Genomic DNA, 16,517 nt, shown 5'->3' with positions numbered 1-16,517 from the left:
CTTCATCTATCCCGAACCGGGCGGTTCCGCAATGAGGATTAAGCTACACGAACTTTAGAGGAACACAAGCGGAATGTTCGCGTTTGTTCCATTTCAGTTCCACACCATCCGCGTGAGCGGCTCCACATTTAAGTAAGGAAAAGGGGCGTAGACTGAACGGCGTTCGTGTCCAGAAGGGGCCGGAAACATGCGTCTCGCTCTGTCCGCCATGGTGGCATCCGCCGCGATGCTGCTGTTCATCCCCCAGATCAGCCGGGGGGCCACGCCGCCGGCCGGCACGGCCCCCGACATCCCGGGCCGCGCCCATGTCCTACCCGTGCGCGGCGGCCGCGATGGCGGGCCGGGCGGCGGGCACGATTTCGGCCGCGGAGGCTTCGGCGGGCGGGACTTCGCCGGGCGAGACTTCGAGGGCGAGCGGCGGGACGGCTTCCGCCCCCCTCCACCGCCGCCGCCCCTACCGCCCTTGCGGGGAGAACGGCTGGCACCGCCGCCACCGCCCTATCTCCCGCCGGCCGGCGCCTATCGCGACCGCGTCGACGACGAATCCGACGACCCCACCAAATTCATCCCGCCGCCCTGGCTGAAGGAATGGATCGCCACCGCCCGCCAGAGGGGCTACAGCGATGCCGAGCTGGCCGCCATCCTGGAGCGCCACCCCCGCATCGAGCGCTTCGTCACCCGATCGCGCCGTCAGGGCCTCAGCGATCAAGCCATCTTCGCCACCCTGGGGCTGGACCTTCGCGGCACCAGGCCCACCCTGGCCTCCATCGCACCGCCGCCGCCCCTGCCCGGCCCCAAGCCCACCGCGCCGCAGCCCCCCGTCCCCAGCGCCGTCCGCCTGGAGGTGCCCGATAGCCTGCAGACCACCGATCTGGAGGTGGAACTGGCCGGCAAGGTGACCGGCACCACCAAGGGCTCCACCGTGTTCGTGGACGGCGCCCAGGTGAAGCTCGGCAAGGACGGCTCGTTCCGCTATCGCCGGGGCGTGCCCCTGGGTGAGACCGAGATCAAGGTGGAAGCCCGCGACCGCCAGGGACGCGCCACCGAAGCCATGGTCACCGTCACCCGCGATCCCCCGCCCGCCGGCGCCTCCGCCTACGAGCCGCTCAATCCCGGCCGCGCCAAGGGCAAGCGCAACCCCAAGGCCGTGGCGCTGGTCATCGGCGTCGACCGCTACGAATCCGCCCCCCGCGCCGAATTCGCCGAGAACGACGCCAACGCCTTCTACGACTACGCCACCCGGGCCATGGGCGTGCCCCATGACCGGGTCAAGCTGCTGACCGGGGACAAGGCCCGCCGCCTGTCCGTGGAGAAGGCCGTGCTGGCCTGGGTCCAGCCCCTGATCGCCCAAGGCAAGTCGGACGTCTACCTGTTCTTCTCCGGCCATGGCCTCGCCTCCGACGACGGACGCGACCAGTACCTGCTGCCCTATGACGGCGACCGCATGCTGCTGGCCCAAAGCGCGCTGAAGCGCAAGGACATCATCGACGCCCTGGTCGCCGCCGGCGCCCGCACCGTCACCCTGTTCCTCGACACCTGCTATTCCGGCGGCACCCGCGGCAACGACACCCTGGTCCAGGCCGCCCGCCCCATCCTCATCTCGGTCAAGGAAAGCGACCTGCCCCCCAACGTCACCATCCTGGCCGCCGCCGGCCGCGACCAGCTGTCCAGCAGCCTCGCCGCCACCCGCCACGGCCTGTTCAGCTACTACCTGATGAAAGGCCTGGAAGGCAACGCCGCCAACGGCGGCCGCGCCATCACCATCGGCGCCCTGGAAAGCTACCTGCTGCAGCAGGTCCCCGCCGAAGCCGCCAAACTGGGCCGCAGCCAATACCCCGAACTGATCGGGGATGAAAGCCGGGTGCTGTCGGAGTGGTAGTCGGAAGGGGAGGAAGGGTGCGAAGGGACTCGTCCCTTCGCGCATCCTTGGTCGTTATTTCATCTTCAGTGGCAGCAAAATTCAGATTGTCCTCAATTCGCGCAAAATGTACAGTTTTTGCACCCATTAGCAGCGCAACAACCACATGCAGGGTGAATATAATTTGTCGTTCAGCAAAATATACACTCGAAATTCTACCTACATTAACGATGCTGCGTCCGGACAGGATGTACTTCATGTGAATGATCCACATGCCCTCATTCAGGCTGCTGGGTATTTAAAATTTAAAATTTAAAAACTCAAAACTAAATGAGCGCATTTATTTCCGCGGACAGACGGAGCTCTACAGCACACTATCGCCTTCGCTGTTCAGGGGGACAATCTCCCACAGATCGCTGTCGAATAGGTTAAGAAAATTAAGCCACGCCATTTCACACATTTCATCTAAAGCAAAAACATTCAACACATTGCATGAAAAATGCAAAGAAGCTTTGGTACAGCATTACGGACTAAAAACATCATGGATAGACTTAGTTGATAACGTTTGGGTCGCTCTATGGTTTGCTTGCCACAAAGTTCGATCAGCCGACAAAATTGGGAAATTTCTGCATTTTGAGAAGAGAGGGCAGGACAAGGAGCCTGATGGATACGCCTATATTCTAATGATTGCGGTTGACGCAGATCAGCCAATTTCGCCAGGCATCCTCACTGGCTCGGAAACTGAGTTCGTCGATCTGCGAGTTGCATCTCCATCTATTTTTCTACGCCCGCACGCGCAACATGGCGTTCTTTTTCGGCTGCGGGGAAAGAATATTATTCGCCCAAGCGACTATGCCGCGCAAATCCGCGGGATAATCCGAATCAAGCTGTCCGACGCTATTTCTTGGCTTGGCTCCGGCGAAATGCTCGGAGTTCACGCTCTATTTCCGCCGCCATACTACGATTCAGGGTATGAATTTCTTCTAAACTCGGGCTACCCGGGCGACAATTCGATTGGCTCTATTGCCCATATTGGCGCATAGGGAGCCCACCTCAGGCGAGCATCAAAAGATAGAAATGCTGACGCCGTTCTTCCTCGTTGTTTAAAGGACCGGGGTCCAGGGGCCTTTGCCCCTGGCCTGGGGGTGCGGGGGCGCGGGCGCCCCTGCGCTTGGGCGGCCCATTACCCTTCGTCCATCACCTGCTTGACCGCCCCCGCCAGCTGCCGGAGGGAGAAGGGCTTGGGGAGGAAGTGGATACCGGCGTCGGGGTCGATGCCGTCGCGGGCGACGTCTTCGGAATAGCCGGAGATGAGGATGACCTTGATGGCGGGGCGCTCCATGCGCACGAAGCGGGCCAGGGTCACGCCGTCCATGCCGGGCATCACCACGTCGGAGATCAGCACCTGGATGGGCTCGCCGCCGTTGAGGACTTCCATGGCCTGCTCGCCCGAGCGGGCCTCGATGACGGTATAGCCCTTGTTCCTCAGCGCCCGGGCGCCGAACAGGCGGACGGCGTCCTCGTCCTCGACCAGCAGGATGGTGCCCGAGCCGGTAAGGTCGGCACCGGCGGCTTCCGATGGCAGGGGGGCACGTTTGGTCTCGGCGGCCGGGTCGGCGTCGATGCGCGGCAGGTAGATGGAGAAAGTGGCGCCCTGGCCGGGTTCCGACTCCACGAAGATGAAGCCGTCGGTCTGGCGCACGATGCCGTAGACGGTGGACAGGCCCAATCCGGTGCCGGCGCCCACTTCCTTGGTGGAGAAGAAGGGTTCGAAGATGCGGGCCAGGTTCTCCTTGCCGATGCCGGTGCCGGTATCGGCCACCTCGATCTGGACGTAATCGCCGGCGGGCATCAGCTCGGGGCCGCGCTGAATGGGCTGGTCCACGTGGACGGCATTGGTGCGGATGGTCAGCGCCCCGCCGCCCGGCATGGCGTCCCTGGCATTGACCGCCAGATTGATGATGACCTGATCGAACTGGCCGGGATCGACGCGCACCAGCCCCAGGGCGCGGCCGTGGATCATGCGCAGCTCGATGGTCTCGCCCAGCAGGCGGCGCAGCAGGTTGGACAGCTCGGCCAGGGCGTCGGTGACGTTGAGCAGGCGGGGCTGCAAGGCCTGACGGCGCGAGAAGGCCAGCAACTGGCGCACCAGCGAGGCGGCGCGGTTGGCGTTCTGCTTGACCTGCATGATGTCGGCGAAGCTGGGATCGCCGGCCCCGTGGCGCTGCAAGAGCAGGTCGCAGAAGCCGATCATGGCGGTGAGCAGATTGTTGAAGTCGTGGGCCACGCCGCCGGCCAGCTGGCCCATGGCCTGCATTTTCTGGCTCTGGGCGAACTGCATTTCCAGGTTGCGCTGCTCGGTGGCATCGATGAAGTGGATGACGAGGCCGGAGATGTCGCCGTCTTCGTGGCTGGGGCTGACGAAGAGCTGGGCGATGAGGTTGCGCCGCCCCTTGAGACGCACTTCCAGATGGGTGCCGGGGGTGGAGCCGGCAATCACCTTGCCCAGTTGCTCGGAGGCCGCGGGGCGGTTCTCCTCGGCGACCACGTCGATCACCGGGCGGCCGATCATGTCGTCGCGGTCGATGCCCAGCATGGCCTGCAGGGCAAGATTGCAGGCTCCCACCGCCCCGTCCAGATCCACCAGGGCGATGCCGACGGGGGCGTCGTCGAACAGCCAGCGGAAGCGGCGCTCGGCGGCGCGCAGCGCCTTTTCCCATTGCTGTTCCGGCACCAGATCGCGCACCACCACCGAGCGGGTGAACATCTCGCCCCCCTCGTCGAACACCGAATGGGCGACCAGGGCCTGGAACACCTCGCCCGAGCGGCCGCGCAGGCGCAACTCGGCCCGTTCTTCCTCGGGATTGGGAACGATGCCGAACACCTCGGCCAGATTGCGGCCCAGAATCTCGTCGCCGGCCTTGCCCAGCCATTCGGCCAGACGCTGGTTGACGTAGCGCACCGTGCCGTCCGCATCGGCGGAATAGCAGCCCACCGGCAGCAGATCGACGAAATCGGACAGCAATTCGTTCTCGCGCCGCAGCGTCTCGTCGATGGCGCGCCGCGCGCTGACATCCTCGGCGATCCAGGCCACCGCCTGGGGGCTGCCCGCCGGGCGGACCTCCAGGGTCAGCCATTCACGCCCACCGCCGGCGGAGACCAGGGTCACCTCGGTGCGCCGGGGCGCCCCTACCGCGGCGGCGGCATCCAGGCGCTCCATCTCGGCCAGGGCGCGATCATCGGCGGCGGCCAGCGCCTTGAGCGGGGCCAGGGGATCGGCCGCCCCCCCCAGCAGGCGGCGCGCCGCCTGATTGCGGTAAAGCTCGGCCCCATCCGAGGCCACCACCAGCACGGCGCGGCTTTCCGACTCCAGGGCTCCGGCCAGGATGGGGGCGATGCCCGCCGGCCGGCGCGAGCGCTGCCACAGCATGCTCCCCGCGACCGCCGCCACCAGGGCCGCGGCCGAGATGGCGGGCCAGCCGGCCTCGGCCACGCCCAGCATGGCGGTCCCGGCCACCGAGGCGGCCAGGCAGAGCGACAGCGGATCGGGAAGGGATTTAATGCGCAAGTTCACCCTTCAGCTTCATGACGTAACCGATAATTTCCGCCACGGTTTTGTAGTGCTCGGGCGGGATTTCCTGGTCCAGCTCGACCGTGGCGTAAAGGGCGCGGGCCAGGGGCGGATTCTCGACGATGGGCACTTCGTTCTCGGTGGCCAGGTCGCGGATGCGCTTGGCGATCAGGTCGACGCCCTTGGCCACCAGGACGGGCGCCCCCATGGAATCCTGGTCGTATTGCAATGCCACGGCGTAATGGGTGGGGTTGGTCACCACCACGCTGGCCCGGGGCACGGCGGCCATCATGCGCTGGCGGGCGCGCTGCATGCGCAAGGCGCGCAGGCGGCCCTTGATCATGGGATCGCCTTCGGTCTGCTTGTGCTCGTCCTTGATCTCCTGCTTGGTCATCTTCATCTGCTGGGTGAAGGCCCAGCGCTGATAGAACCAGTCGGCGGCGGCCAGCACGAAGACCATCAGCACCACCACAATGATCATGGTGATCACCTGATGGCGCAGATAGTCGAGCACCGCCATCAGGTCCAGCGCCGCCAGGCCGGCATATTCGCTCATATGCGATTTCAGGATCAGAAAGATGACGAAGCCGATGGCCGACACCTTGAACAGCGACTTGACGAACTCCACCAGATTGCGGCCGGAGAAGATGCGCTGAAGGCCCTTGCCGGGGCTCAGCTTGCCGAAATCCAAGGTCAGCTTGTCGGGCAGGAACATCAGGCCGCTCTGGCCCATGGCCGAGGCGATGGCCAGCACCACCAGCATCATCATGGGCATGATCAGAAGCTTGATCATGTCCACCGTGATGCCGGACAGCAACTGGCCCACATCCTCCCTCCCCATGGGGAAGGCATGGGGGTGCTCGACGAAGGGCAGCAGCAGGCGCCCGATATCGCGGGCCATGTAAGGGGCGAACAGGGTGACCACCACCAGCGCCCCCACCAGGCTCGCCCAGATCTTCACCTCCTGGGAGGTGGGGATATTGCCCTGCTCGCGGGCCTGGCTCAGTTTTCGGTCTGTTGGTTCTTCTGTTTTGTCGTCGGAATCTTCGGCCATGCTCTTACCTCGGCTGGACGTAGGGCATCAGGCCGGATTCGAAGAAGCGCAGGAACAGCGAGATCACCAGCGGCATCGTCACCATGAACAGCCACATCCCCACCATCACCTGCACCGGCATACCGACGAAGAACACCTGCAACTGGGGCACCAGCCGCGACAGCAGGCCGAGGCCAGTGTAGAACACTAGGCCGAACACCACCAGCGGTGCCGCGAACTGGGTTCCCACCTTGAAGGTGTCGGTAGCCAGATGGCCTAGCGTCTCGGCATAGTCTCCGAACTGTAGCGGCTGGCCCGGCGGGAACAGATAATAGGATTCGAATACCGCCTGGAACATCAGGTGATGCATATCGGTGGCGAACACCGCCACCAGCCCGATATTAGCCAGGAAGCCGGTAAGAAGCTGGCTCTGCTGCTGCGCGATGGGGTCGAAGGAGAAGGCGTTGGTCAGGCCCGTCTGATAGCCGATCATGGAGCCGGCCATGTTGAGCGTCGACATGATGAACATGATCACCGTGCCGAGATAGACTCCCACCACCGCCTCGCCGAACACCGCCAGCAGCATGCCGCCGACGCTGCGGGGCACCGCCGGAAAGCTGGCGCCCACCACGGGCAGCATGACGAAGGCCACCGACAAGGCCAGCAATAGGCGGATGCGGGTCGAGACCAGCGAGCCGCCCAGGCCGGGAAACAGCATCAGGGCGGCGCCGATGCGTGTAAACACCAGGAAGAACCGGAAGATGTCGAGCTGGAGCAGATCGGTCAGCACGTTAACCGCCGCCGGCGACGACGCGGTCCATGACCAGTCTCCAGAACTCGGTCAGCGAATGCAGCATGAAGGGTAGGAACAGGATCATGGAGGCGAAGACCAAGAGCATCTTCGGCACGAAGGTCAGCGTCTGCTCCTGAATCTGGGTCAGAGTCTGGAAAATGGAAATGACCAGACCCACCACCAGACCGGTCAGCAGGGTGGGCGCCGCCACCTTCAGCATGACCATGATGGTTTCGCGGGCGATGTCGATCAACTCGGGCTCGGTCATCTGGGCCGGACCCGATCAGATGGGCATGCGCAGGATTTCGTTATAGGCGTTGATCACCTTGTCGCGGACATTGACCACGGTTTCCAGGGTCATTTCCGCATTGGCGACGGCGGCCACCACTTCGCGGATGTCGGCCTTGCCGGCAATGGCCGACATGGAGGCTTTTTCTGCCGTCTTGGCGTCACCCACCGCCACCTTGGCCGCATCCTTCAGCACGGAGGCGAAGTCGGTGCCGTTGCCTTCGGTCTCGGAGGTCTTGCCCACCGATTCGAAGGGATTGGCGGCGGTCTTATAGGCGGAGATGGCGTCGGTGAGGCGGGAAGTCATGATGATGGATCCTTAACGCGGCATCTGGCCTAGCGCAACATCTCGATGGTGCGCGACAGCAGCGAGCGGGAAGCGTTGATGACGTTCATGTTGGCCTCATAGCTGCGCTGGGCCTCGCGCATGTCCATCATCTCGATCAACGGATTGACGTTGGGGGCCAGCACATAGCCGTCGCGGTCGGCGGCCGGATGCTTGGGGTCGTAGCGGCGCTGGAACTCGGCGGAATCGGCCCGCACCTTGTCCACCTTGACCACATTGGTGCCGGTGGCGCGGTCCAGCTCGTTCTTGAAGGTCATCACCTTGCGGCGATAGGGCAGCCCCTCGGGGGTCTGGGCCAGGGAATCGGCATTGGCGAGATTCTCCGAGATCACCCGCAGACGCTGCGACTGCACCTTCATGCCCGAAATGGCTGTCTGCGTACTTTTGCTGAGTTCGTCCATGGCGATCTCTTGGAATTACGGGCTCTTGGAATTACGGGCCTAGCGGCTGCCCGAGGCGGTCTTGATCATCTTCTGGTACTTCTGGAACAGCGCGGCGGCGGCGTTGTACTTGGAATTGGCGTCGCCAACCTTGGCTATCTGCTCTTCCAGGATGACGGCGTTGCCGTCGGGAGTGGATTCGAAAGTCCGGCGCTGGGTCACCGCCTTGAAGGGGCTGGGCGTCACCTCGGGCACAATATGCTTGGCGTTGGTGGTGGTGGCACCCACGTCGGGCTGGGCCGTGCCGGCCAGCACTTCCTTGAAGTCGAGCGGCTTGATGTCCTTGGGCAGGTAGCGCGGCGTATTGGCATTGGCGATGTTGCTGGCCAGCACCTCCTGGCGCTGGGCGATCCAGTCCATCTGGGCCTTGGCCATCTTGAAAATGCCGAGATCGTCGTACATGGACGCGAACCTTCGCCGGGGTACAGGTGGGCGAGCGGACCCGTCTCGCCATGATCACTATCCACCCATGCCGTTTAAGATTCAGTAAAGCCGGGGCACCCTGCGGGTTTGGCCCGATGCCCAATTCCTGGGCTTAAACGAATTTTAAGCGCGCCCAGGCCATTGTGAGCCCTGGTGAACCCGCTTGGAAAGCCGGCCATGGGCGATAGGGACATTTGGGACGAGGAGGCGGAGAGCGAGCGGGCCAAGGCCGCCGCCGCCCCCAGGCGCCGTCAGGTGGCCGTGGCCCTGGCCGACGACCCCGACCATCCCGGCCTGCCCACCGTCACCGCCTCGGGACGGGGCGCGGTGGCCGAACAGATTCTGCAGTTGGCCTTCGCCCATGGGGTGAAGGTCCGCACCGATCCCGATCTGGCCGAGGTCCTGGCCGCCGTCGAGGTCGACACCGTCATTCCGGTCGAGGCCTTCGTCGCCGTGGCCGAGATCCTGGCCTATGTCTATCGCGCCAATGGCGCCATGGGCGCGGCCCCGCCCCCCGGAGGCGCCGCATGAGCACCGAATCCGACGCGCTGCGCCAGGAACTGGAAAAGGCCTCCACCCTGGTGGGCACCGCCCGGCGCCTGCTGGCCACCGGCACCGAAGTGGATCTTGCCGCCCTGGAAGGCCGGGTCCGCCACGTCTGCGGCGCCGTGCTCGGCCTGGAGCGCTCCGAGGGCGTGGCCTTCCGCCCCGGCCTCGAGGCCCTGGTGGCCGATCTCGACCTGCTGGCCGCCGCGCTGACCCAGCGCAACAACCCGACCTCCCTGGACGCCTGAGCATGGATTCAGCCCATTACCTGCGTTTCATCCTGTCGCTGGTGGCGGTGCTGGGACTGATCTTCGGCGTGCTGTGGGTGGTGCGGAGCCGCCTGCCGGGCATGGTGGCCAGACGTCCCGGCGCCGCCGGCCGCCGGCTGGCCGTGGTGGAATCCTTGACGCTGGACGTGAAACATCGTCTGGTCCTGATCCGCCGCGACGACCGCGAGCATCTGCTGGTCCTGGGCGGTGCCCAGCCTGCGGTGGTGGAGACCGATTGCCCGCGCGCCGCCTTCACCCTGTCCGGCCCGGAAGCCGACTGGTCGGACCCAACCGAGCCGGAGACCGGAACATGACCCGCCTTGCTTCCCGCCGCCGGATGATCCTGGCCGCCGCCGTTGGCATCCTGACCGCCCTGGCGGCCGGACCGGTTCTGGCCCAGTCCCTGAACATCGATCTGGGCGGACCGCAGGCCAGCGCCACGTCGCGCATCATTCAGCTGATCGCGCTGACCACCGTGCTGTCGGTGGCGCCCTCCATCCTGGTGATGGTCACATCGTTCACCCGCTTCGTGGTGGTGCTGGGCTTCCTGCGTCAGGCTCTGGGCACCCAGCAGAGCCCGCCCAATACGGTGATGGTCAGCCTGGCCATGTTTCTGACCGCCTTCGTGATGGCTCCCACCTTCGAGAAGGCCTGGACCGACGGCATCGCACCGGTGATGGACGGCCATCTGGACGAGATCGAGGGCTTCGAGCGCGCCGTCAAGCCGTTCCACGCCTTCATGAGCAAGCATGTGCGCGGCCAGGATCTCAAGCTGTTCATGGATCTGTCGCGCGCCAAGGAGGTGGAGAAGGCCGAGGACGCCCCCCTGCGGGCCTTGATCCCCGCCTTCATGATCAGCGAGCTGCGCCGCGCCTTCGAAATCGGCTTTCTGATCTTCCTGCCGTTCCTGATCATCGACATGGTCATCGCCTCGGTGCTGATGAGCATGGGCATGATGATGATTCCGCCCGCCATGATCTCCCTGCCGTTCAAGCTGATCTTCTTCGTTATGGTAGATGGCTGGTATCTGGTCGTAGGCTCCCTGGTGCAGAGTTACGGGTAAGAACCTACTACCGAATCGAGAAGTGACGACACATTTCAAGTTGGTTTAAATTGAGTTAACAGCCAACGCGAAATGTATTGCCATTCCTTTGTCATACTTCGCGCATGACCCCAGTAGGGGGTCGATCCAACTCAGGGGTGTGCGGAAGCATGAGATTCGATATCAACAATTTCCGCGCCGGTTTCGGCGCCACCATGGCCCGGATCAACGACAGCCTCCAGGAGTTGAGTCGCGCCCAGGAGGAAATGCGTCGGCGCATCGATTCGTTCTGCGCCCGCTGATCCGGCCAAAAAAAATCCCCGCCGGTGGCCTGGGCCGCCGGCGGGGTTCTTTTTGACCGAACGTCAGTCCGGCATTACGCCGCCAGGCCCATCCGCTTCTTCAGGTTCTCGTCCAGCTTGTCCAGGAACTGCTGGGTGGTCAGCCACGACTGGCCGGGGCCGATCAGGATGGCCAGGTCCTTGGTCATGAAGCCGGATTCCACCGTCTCGACGCACACTTCCTCAAGAGCCTGGGCGAACTTGGCCACCTCGGGGGTGTTGTCGAACTGGGCGCGGTAGAACAGGCCCCGCGTCCAGGCGAAGATCGACGCGATGGGGTTGGTCGAGGTCTCCTTGCCCTTCTGGTGCTCGCGGTAGTGACGGGTCACCGTGCCGTGGGCGGCCTCGGCCTCGACCACCTTGCCGTCGGGGCTCATCAGCACCGAGGTCATCAGGCCCAGCGAGCCGAAGCCCTGGGCCACTGTGTCGGACTGCACGTCGCCGTCGTAGTTCTTGCAGGCCCAGACGAATTCACCCGACCATTTCAGCGCCGAAGCGACCATGTCGTCGATCAGGCGGTGCTCGTAGGTGATGCCCAGCTTTGCGTATTCGGCCTTGAATTCCTTCTCGTAGACTTCCTGGAAGATGTCCTTGAAGCGGCCATCATAGGCCTTGAGAATGGTGTTCTTGGTCGACAGGTAGACCGGCCACTTCTTCTGCTGGCCATAGTTCAGGCAAGCCCGGGCGAAGCCGTAGATGGACTCGTCCAGGTTGTACATACCCATGGCCACGCCGGCGCCGGGGAAGTCGAACACTTCGTGCTCGATGGTCTCGCCGTTGGTGCCGACGAACTTGATGGTCAGCTTGCCCGGGCCGGGGACGGTGAAGTCGGTGGCCTTGTACTGGTCACCGAAGGCGTGGCGGCCGATGACGATGGGCTTGGTCCAGCCGGGCACCAGACGCGGCACGTTCTTGCAGATGATCGGCTCGCGGAACACGGTGCCGTCGAGAATGTTGCGGATGGTGCCGTTGGGCGACTTCCACATCTTCTTGAGGTTGAATTCCTTCACCCGCGCCTCGTCGGGGGTGATGGTGGCGCATTTGACGCCCACGCCATACTTCTTGATGGCTTCCGAGGCTTCGATCGTCACCTTGTCGTCGGTCTTGTCGCGATACTCGATGCCCAGATCGTAGTATTTCAGATCCACATCCAGGTAGGGCAGGATCAGCTTGTCCTTGATGAACTTCCAGATGATCCGGGTCATCTCGTCGCCGTCCAGCTCGACGATCGGGTTTGCGACTTTGATCTTGTTCATTGACGGGGTTCCTCGGGGTGCGAAAGGCCCAATATCTGCTTGTCTCTAGATGGCGGACCGGAACGGAGCGGCGGGAGTTCGCATCTCCCGCCGCCGCCGAACCGTATTAAATGGCGGCCAGGGCCGCGTTCAAGGTGGCGCTGGGACGCATGGCGGCCGAGGTCTTGGAATCATTGGGGCTGTAGTAGCCGCCCATGTCCACCGGCTTGCCCTGCGCCGCGATCAGCTCGGCGTTGATCTTGTCCTCGTTCTCGGTCAGCGCCTTGGCCAGCGGAGCGAAGCGGGCGGCCAGCTCCTTGTCCTTGGTCTGCTCGGCCAGGGCCTGAGCCCAGTAGAGCGCCAGATAGAAATGGCTGCCGCGATTGTCCAGTTCGCCCACCTTGCGGGCCGGCGAGCGGTTGTTGTCGAGGATCCGGGCGTTAGCCTGATCCAAGGTGTCGGCCAGAACCTGCGCCTTGGGGTTCTTGAAGGTCTGGGCCAGATGCTCCAGCGACACGCCCAGCGCCAGGAATTCGCCCAGGCTGTCCCAGCGGAGGTAGCCCTCCTCCTGGAACTGCTGCACGTGCTTGGGAGCCGAGCCGCCGGCACCGGTCTCGAACAGGCCGCCGCCCGCCATCAGCGGGACGATGGACAGCATCTTGGCCGAAGTGCCCAGTTCCAGGATGGGGAACAGGTCGGTCAGGTAGTCGCGCAGCACGTTGCCGGTCACCGAGATGGTGTCCAGACCCTTGCGGATGCGCTCCAGCGAGACGGCGATGGCCTCTTCCGGCGCCTTGATGGTGATGTCCAGGCCGGTGGTGTCGTGGTCCTTGAGGTACTTTTCCACCTTGGCGATGATCTGGGCATCGTGGGCGCGGTTCTTGTCCAGCCAGAAGATGGCCGGGGTATTGGACAGCCGGGCGCGGGTCACGGCCAGCTTCACCCAATCCTGGATGGGGGCGTCCTTGGTCTGGCAGGCGCGGAAGATATCGCCGGCCTCGACCTTCTGCTCCAGCAGCACTGCGCCGGATTCGTCCACAACCTGGACCACGCCATCGGCGGCAATCTCGAAGGTCTTGTCATGGGAGCCATACTCCTCGGCCTTCTGAGCCATCAGGCCCACATTCGGCACGCTGCCCATGGTCTTGGGATCGAAGGCGCCGTGCTTCTTGCAGTCGTCGATGACCACCTGGTACATGCGGGCGTAGCAGCGGTCGGGGATCATGGCCTTGGTGTCGTGCAGCTTGCCGTCGGTGCCCCACATGCGGCCGGAATCACGGATCATGGCGGGCATGGAGGCGTCGACGATGACGTCGGACGGCACATGCAGGTTGGTGATGCCCTTGTCGGAATTGACCATGGCCAGGGGCGGACCGGCCTCGTAGGCGGCCTTGATGTCGGCCTCGATCTCGGCCTTCTTGGCGGCGGGCAGCTTGTCCAGCTTGGCGATCAGGTCGCCGAAGCCGTTGTTGACGTTGACGCCCAGGTCCTTGATGGCGGCGGCGTGCTTCTCGAACACGTCCTTGAAGAAGACGGTGACGGCATGGCCGAACATGATGGGGTCCGAAACCTTCATCATGGTCGCCTTGAGATGCAGCGACAGCAGCAGGCCCGGCTGGGACTTGGCGTCGGCGATCTGCTCGGCGTAGAAGGCGCGCAGAGCCTTGGCGCTCATCACCGCGGCGTCGATGACCTCGCCGGCCTTGAGCTTGGTCTTGGCCTTCAGCACATGGATCGAGCCATCCTTGCCGTGGAACTCGATCTTGACGTCGGTGGCGGCGGCGACGGTCACCGACTTCTCGCTGCCGTAGAAGTCACCGGCATTCATGTGGGCGACATGGGACTGGGACGAAGCGGCCCAGGCCCCCATCTTGTGGGGATTCTTGCGGGCGAACGCCTTCACCGACGCGGCGGCGCGGCGGTCGGAATTGCCCTCGCGCAGCACCGGATTCACCGCCGAGCCCAGGACCTTGCCGAAGCGGGCCTTGAGTTCCTTCTCGGCATCGGTCTTGGGGTCCTCGGGGAAGTCGGGAATCTTGTAGCCCTGGGACTGCAATTCCTTGATGGCGGCCTTGAGCTGCGGCACCGAGGCGCTGACGTTGGGCAGCTTGATGATGTTGGCTTCGGGCTTGAGCGTCAGTTCGCCCAGTTCGGCCAATTCGTCGCCGATGCGCTGCGCCGGGGTCAGGTTCTCGGGGAAATTGGCGATGATGCGACCGGCCAGCGAGATGTCGCGGGTCTCGACCGCAACTCCAGCCGCCCCGGTAAAGGCCTGGACGATGGGCAGCAAAGAATAGGTCGCCAGAGCCGGCGCCTCGTCAACCTTGGTCCAGATGATTTTCGCGGTCGTCATCGTTCTTACCCCTCGCTCGAAGCCATACCCTCGCCTGCCCGTGAATTCCGCCACGCGGCAAACGCGGGACGATAGCATTCGGGGTGCCAAACGCAAGACTCAATCCTACTCGTTGGGAGGGGAAACGGGCGGGTAGGACCGGGAGAAAACCCATGAAACGGGCGCAAGCGACGGATTCGCGCCCGTGACACTGGGGGAAATAAGGGCTAGGGTAGCGGCCGCCTCCACCACCACACAGCGAGGAGCCGTTGAACCGGCCTAAGCTCGTCGCCCTCATCGGGCTTGCCGTCGCCGTGATCGCCATCGTGCTCGCCATGCTCAACCAGCGTGACGAGACGAAGGACATGGAGGCGCAGATTCCCCCGCCGCCCGGCCCCGCCACCAGGGCCGCCATTGCCGAATTGGGCGAGCCGTCCTTCGACGTTGTCCGCATCGATGCAGGCGGCGACGCGGTCATCGCCGGCCGCGCCAGGCCCGGCGCCCGGGTCACCGTCATCGACGGCACCCAGGAATTGGGCCAGGTCACCGCCGACGGGCGGGGGGAATGGGTGTTGCTGCCTCCCGGCCCGCTGCCTCCCGGCTCGCGCGAGCTGCGGCTGAAGGCCGTCAATCCCGATGGCAGCCTGTCCGAATCGGGCGAGACCGTGGTGCTGGTCGTGCCGCCGCGCGGCCAGGGCACCGCCCTGGCCATCAAATCGGGTCGCGACGGAAGCAGCCGCATCCTGCAAGGACCCAACGCCGCCGCCGCTCCCAGCGGCCTGTCCCTCGACATCATCGACCACAACGACAAGGGCCGCATGACGGTCAGTGGCCGCGCTCCCAACGGCGCCAGAATCAATCTCTACCTGGACAACGGCCTGCTGGGCCGCGCCTCCGCCGATGCCGAGGGCAACTGGCGGGTGAGCGCCGCCTTGCCGCCGGGCAAGGGCACCCATCTGCTGCGCGCCGATCAGGTGGACGACAAGGGCAAGGTTCTCGCCCGGGTCGAGGCCTCGTGGACCAGGGGCGAGGAGACCACCCTGAAGGGCGGTTCCACCGTGACCGTGCTCCAGGGCAATTCCCTTTGGCGCATCGCCCGGCGGCTCTATGGCCAGGGCATGGCCTATACGGTGATCTTCGAGGCCAACCGCGACCACATCAAGGACCCCGACCGCATCTATCCCGGCCAGGTGTTCAGCGTTCCGGCGAAATAGAGTTCTTCGCACTTAAGCTGAATCGGAAAGTCGAAGAACTCTTAAGCCCGAGCGGCGCTTGAGCCCTGAAAAAACGGAGCTTTTTCGTACAGACAGAATCTTAGAGTGCTTCAGCTTAAAGCTGACGCACTCTAGGGCGTTGCCTCAGCGGCGCTTGGACTTGCGCCATTCGGGGCGCACGGCGCTTTCGCCCGGGCGGGCGGGCGCCAGGGGCGGCCGGATGTACATGGAGATCAGCTCCATATAGGGCGTGGCCGGAACCAGGAAGCGCGTCACCGCCGAGACCAGACCCACCGCCGAAACCGGCATGGGAACGCCCAGTTCCCCCCCCAGCAGAATCCGCCCCTGGGCCAGACGGAACGACCCGGCGCCCAGCACGGAATTGCCGGCATCAACGATGCGGGCCAACCCGGACCGGGCGGCGGGCGATTCCGCCGAGTACGGCATGGGACCAAGGTCCCCCACCAGCTTGAGCTGAACGCCCGAGGCCGATTGTTCCAGCCGGCCGGCGAAGCGGACGAAGCGAAATCCGAAATCGAACGCCACGGGACCGGTGCCGAGCGCCAGAGGCTGGGCCTCGGCCTCCTCGAGAACCGCGTCGATATCCAGCGGCAGGCTCATGCCGCCCAAAGAAAACGCCTTCGACTTGGACATACAGACGCCGCCCGATCCTCGACAAAATTCATGGTAGAAACTTCAATTCCTCCACACTAGTATCATGACGCCGACCGGGATGAAAATCCAAAAGGGGCGGTGTTATTGAGAGGTGAAGCGGTGCAGGCGCAG

At 64.2% G+C, this 16,517-nt stretch carries 18 protein-coding genes; 8 read left to right on the top strand and 10 right to left on the bottom strand.

Annotation, left to right across the window (positions count from 1 at the left end):
• Positions 1-187 precede the first annotated feature (187 nt).
• Both AMB_RS03200 and AMB_RS23895 read left to right on the top strand, forming a co-directional pair.
• The gene (locus AMB_RS03200) at positions 188-1,879 is read left to right on the top strand and encodes a caspase family protein (RefSeq protein WP_011383064.1); all 1,692 of its coding nucleotides are present in this window, start codon (positions 188-190) and stop codon (positions 1,877-1,879) included.
• Between the two features lie 317 nt (positions 1,880-2,196).
• Positions 2,197-2,901, top strand: a complete 705-nt coding sequence (locus AMB_RS23895; RefSeq protein WP_083763420.1) for an FRG domain-containing protein — start codon at positions 2,197-2,199, stop codon at positions 2,899-2,901.
• Between the two features lie 140 nt (positions 2,902-3,041).
• On the opposite strand, the gene AMB_RS03195 is transcribed toward AMB_RS23895, so the two are convergent.
• From AMB_RS03195 to flgB, 7 genes are read right to left on the bottom strand one after another with little or no spacing between them, the layout of a single operon-like run.
• Complete coding sequence (locus AMB_RS03195) at positions 3,042-5,432, bottom strand: hybrid sensor histidine kinase/response regulator (RefSeq protein ID WP_011383063.1); 2,391 nt, start codon at positions 5,430-5,432, stop codon at positions 3,042-3,044.
• Positions 5,416-6,483, bottom strand: coding sequence for a flagellar biosynthesis protein FlhB (gene flhB / locus AMB_RS03190; RefSeq protein WP_011383062.1), 1,068 nt, complete (start codon positions 6,481-6,483; stop codon positions 5,416-5,418). The genes AMB_RS03195 and flhB overlap by 17 nt, the downstream gene beginning before the upstream one ends.
• Before the next feature lie 4 nt (positions 6,484-6,487).
• Positions 6,488-7,252, bottom strand: coding sequence for a flagellar biosynthetic protein FliR (gene fliR / locus AMB_RS03185; RefSeq protein WP_011383061.1), 765 nt, complete (start codon positions 7,250-7,252; stop codon positions 6,488-6,490).
• A gap of 1 nt (position 7,253) precedes the next feature.
• Entirely contained in the window at positions 7,254-7,523 is a 270-nt protein-coding gene (gene fliQ / locus AMB_RS03180; RefSeq protein ID WP_011383060.1) for a flagellar biosynthesis protein FliQ, read from the bottom strand.
• A 15-nt stretch (positions 7,524-7,538) separates the two neighbouring features.
• The gene (locus AMB_RS03175; protein WP_011383059.1) at positions 7,539-7,850 is read right to left on the bottom strand and encodes a flagellar hook-basal body complex protein FliE; all 312 of its coding nucleotides are present in this window, start codon (positions 7,848-7,850) and stop codon (positions 7,539-7,541) included.
• Between the two features lie 29 nt (positions 7,851-7,879).
• Positions 7,880-8,290 (bottom strand): flagellar basal body rod protein FlgC, encoded by a 411-nt coding sequence (flgC, locus tag AMB_RS03170; protein WP_011383058.1) that lies wholly within the window; start codon positions 8,288-8,290, stop codon positions 7,880-7,882.
• A 39-nt stretch (positions 8,291-8,329) separates the two neighbouring features.
• Positions 8,330-8,731, bottom strand: coding sequence for a flagellar basal body rod protein FlgB (flgB, locus tag AMB_RS03165; protein WP_011383057.1), 402 nt, complete (start codon positions 8,729-8,731; stop codon positions 8,330-8,332).
• A 198-nt stretch (positions 8,732-8,929) separates the two neighbouring features.
• Between flgB and AMB_RS03160 the strand changes: the two genes are divergently transcribed.
• The 5 genes from AMB_RS03160 (at position 8,930) to AMB_RS26710 (ending at position 10,911) form a co-directional block, all read left to right on the top strand.
• Positions 8,930-9,283, top strand: a complete 354-nt coding sequence (locus AMB_RS03160) for an EscU/YscU/HrcU family type III secretion system export apparatus switch protein (RefSeq protein ID WP_011383056.1) — start codon at positions 8,930-8,932, stop codon at positions 9,281-9,283.
• Entirely contained in the window at positions 9,280-9,546 is a 267-nt protein-coding gene (locus tag AMB_RS03155; protein ID WP_011383055.1) for a hypothetical protein, read from the top strand. Before AMB_RS03160 ends, AMB_RS03155 begins: the two co-directional genes overlap by 4 nt.
• A gap of 2 nt (positions 9,547-9,548) precedes the next feature.
• Positions 9,549-9,881, top strand: coding sequence for a FliO/MopB family protein (locus AMB_RS03150; RefSeq protein WP_011383054.1), 333 nt, complete (start codon positions 9,549-9,551; stop codon positions 9,879-9,881).
• Positions 9,878-10,630 carry a flagellar type III secretion system pore protein FliP gene (gene fliP / locus AMB_RS03145; RefSeq protein WP_011383053.1) on the top strand — a complete coding sequence of 251 codons (753 nt, stop codon included), beginning with the start codon at positions 9,878-9,880 and terminating at the stop codon, positions 10,628-10,630. Before AMB_RS03150 ends, fliP begins: the two co-directional genes overlap by 4 nt.
• A gap of 149 nt (positions 10,631-10,779) precedes the next feature.
• On the top strand, positions 10,780-10,911 hold the full coding sequence (locus AMB_RS26710; protein ID WP_011383052.1) for a hypothetical protein: 132 nt from the start codon (positions 10,780-10,782) through the stop codon (positions 10,909-10,911).
• Positions 10,912-10,985: 74 nt separating this feature from the next.
• Here the strand turns inward: AMB_RS26710 and AMB_RS03140 are convergent, their stop codons facing one another.
• Both AMB_RS03140 and AMB_RS03135 read right to left on the bottom strand, forming a co-directional pair.
• Entirely contained in the window at positions 10,986-12,206 is a 1,221-nt protein-coding gene (locus AMB_RS03140; protein ID WP_011383051.1) for an NADP-dependent isocitrate dehydrogenase, read from the bottom strand.
• Between the two features lie 106 nt (positions 12,207-12,312).
• Positions 12,313-14,538, bottom strand: a complete 2,226-nt coding sequence (locus AMB_RS03135) for an NADP-dependent isocitrate dehydrogenase (RefSeq protein ID WP_043743299.1) — start codon at positions 14,536-14,538, stop codon at positions 12,313-12,315.
• 248 nt (positions 14,539-14,786) lie between these two features.
• On the opposite strand from AMB_RS03135, the gene AMB_RS03130 reads away from it, so the two are divergent.
• Positions 14,787-15,731, top strand: coding sequence for a LysM peptidoglycan-binding domain-containing protein (locus AMB_RS03130; RefSeq protein WP_011383049.1), 945 nt, complete (start codon positions 14,787-14,789; stop codon positions 15,729-15,731).
• A 144-nt stretch (positions 15,732-15,875) separates the two neighbouring features.
• Here the strand turns inward: AMB_RS03130 and AMB_RS03125 are convergent, their stop codons facing one another.
• Positions 15,876-16,385 (bottom strand): hypothetical protein, encoded by a 510-nt coding sequence (locus tag AMB_RS03125; protein ID WP_011383048.1) that lies wholly within the window; start codon positions 16,383-16,385, stop codon positions 15,876-15,878.
• Positions 16,386-16,517 lie beyond the last annotated feature (132 nt).

The organism is Paramagnetospirillum magneticum AMB-1 (genome assembly GCF_000009985.1).
GTDB lineage: Bacteria > Pseudomonadota > Alphaproteobacteria > Rhodospirillales > Magnetospirillaceae > Phaeospirillum > Phaeospirillum magneticum.
The sequence above is the reverse complement of the archived record's forward strand: the minus strand, read 5'-3'. Positions and strand labels throughout refer to the sequence as shown.

Excerpts from the sequence above, each read along its gene's own strand:
- fliP (WP_011383053.1), top strand. The coding sequence starts at position 9,878 with ATGACCCGCCTTGCTTCCCGCCGCCGGATGATCCTGGCCGCCGCCGTT.
- fliQ (WP_011383060.1), bottom strand. The coding sequence starts at position 7,523 with ATGACCGAGCCCGAGTTGATCGACATCGCCCGCGAAACCATCATGGTC.
- AMB_RS03150 (WP_011383054.1), top strand. The coding sequence starts at position 9,549 with ATGGATTCAGCCCATTACCTGCGTTTCATCCTGTCGCTGGTGGCGGTG.
- AMB_RS03155 (WP_011383055.1), top strand. The coding sequence starts at position 9,280 with ATGAGCACCGAATCCGACGCGCTGCGCCAGGAACTGGAAAAGGCCTCC.
- AMB_RS03175 (WP_011383059.1), bottom strand. The coding sequence starts at position 7,850 with ATGACTTCCCGCCTCACCGACGCCATCTCCGCCTATAAGACCGCCGCC.
- AMB_RS03135 (WP_043743299.1), bottom strand. The coding sequence starts at position 14,538 with ATGACGACCGCGAAAATCATCTGGACCAAGGTTGACGAGGCGCCGGCT.
- AMB_RS03200 (WP_011383064.1), top strand. The coding sequence starts at position 188 with ATGCGTCTCGCTCTGTCCGCCATGGTGGCATCCGCCGCGATGCTGCTG.
- AMB_RS03140 (WP_011383051.1), bottom strand. The coding sequence starts at position 12,206 with ATGAACAAGATCAAAGTCGCAAACCCGATCGTCGAGCTGGACGGCGAC.
- flhB (WP_011383062.1), bottom strand. The coding sequence starts at position 6,483 with ATGGCCGAAGATTCCGACGACAAAACAGAAGAACCAACAGACCGAAAA.
- AMB_RS26710 (WP_011383052.1), top strand. The coding sequence starts at position 10,780 with ATGAGATTCGATATCAACAATTTCCGCGCCGGTTTCGGCGCCACCATG.
- AMB_RS03160 (WP_011383056.1), top strand. The coding sequence starts at position 8,930 with ATGGGCGATAGGGACATTTGGGACGAGGAGGCGGAGAGCGAGCGGGCC.
- flgB (WP_011383057.1), bottom strand. The coding sequence starts at position 8,731 with ATGTACGACGATCTCGGCATTTTCAAGATGGCCAAGGCCCAGATGGAC.
- AMB_RS03125 (WP_011383048.1), bottom strand. The coding sequence starts at position 16,385 with ATGTCCAAGTCGAAGGCGTTTTCTTTGGGCGGCATGAGCCTGCCGCTG.
- flgC (WP_011383058.1), bottom strand. The coding sequence starts at position 8,290 with ATGGACGAACTCAGCAAAAGTACGCAGACAGCCATTTCGGGCATGAAG.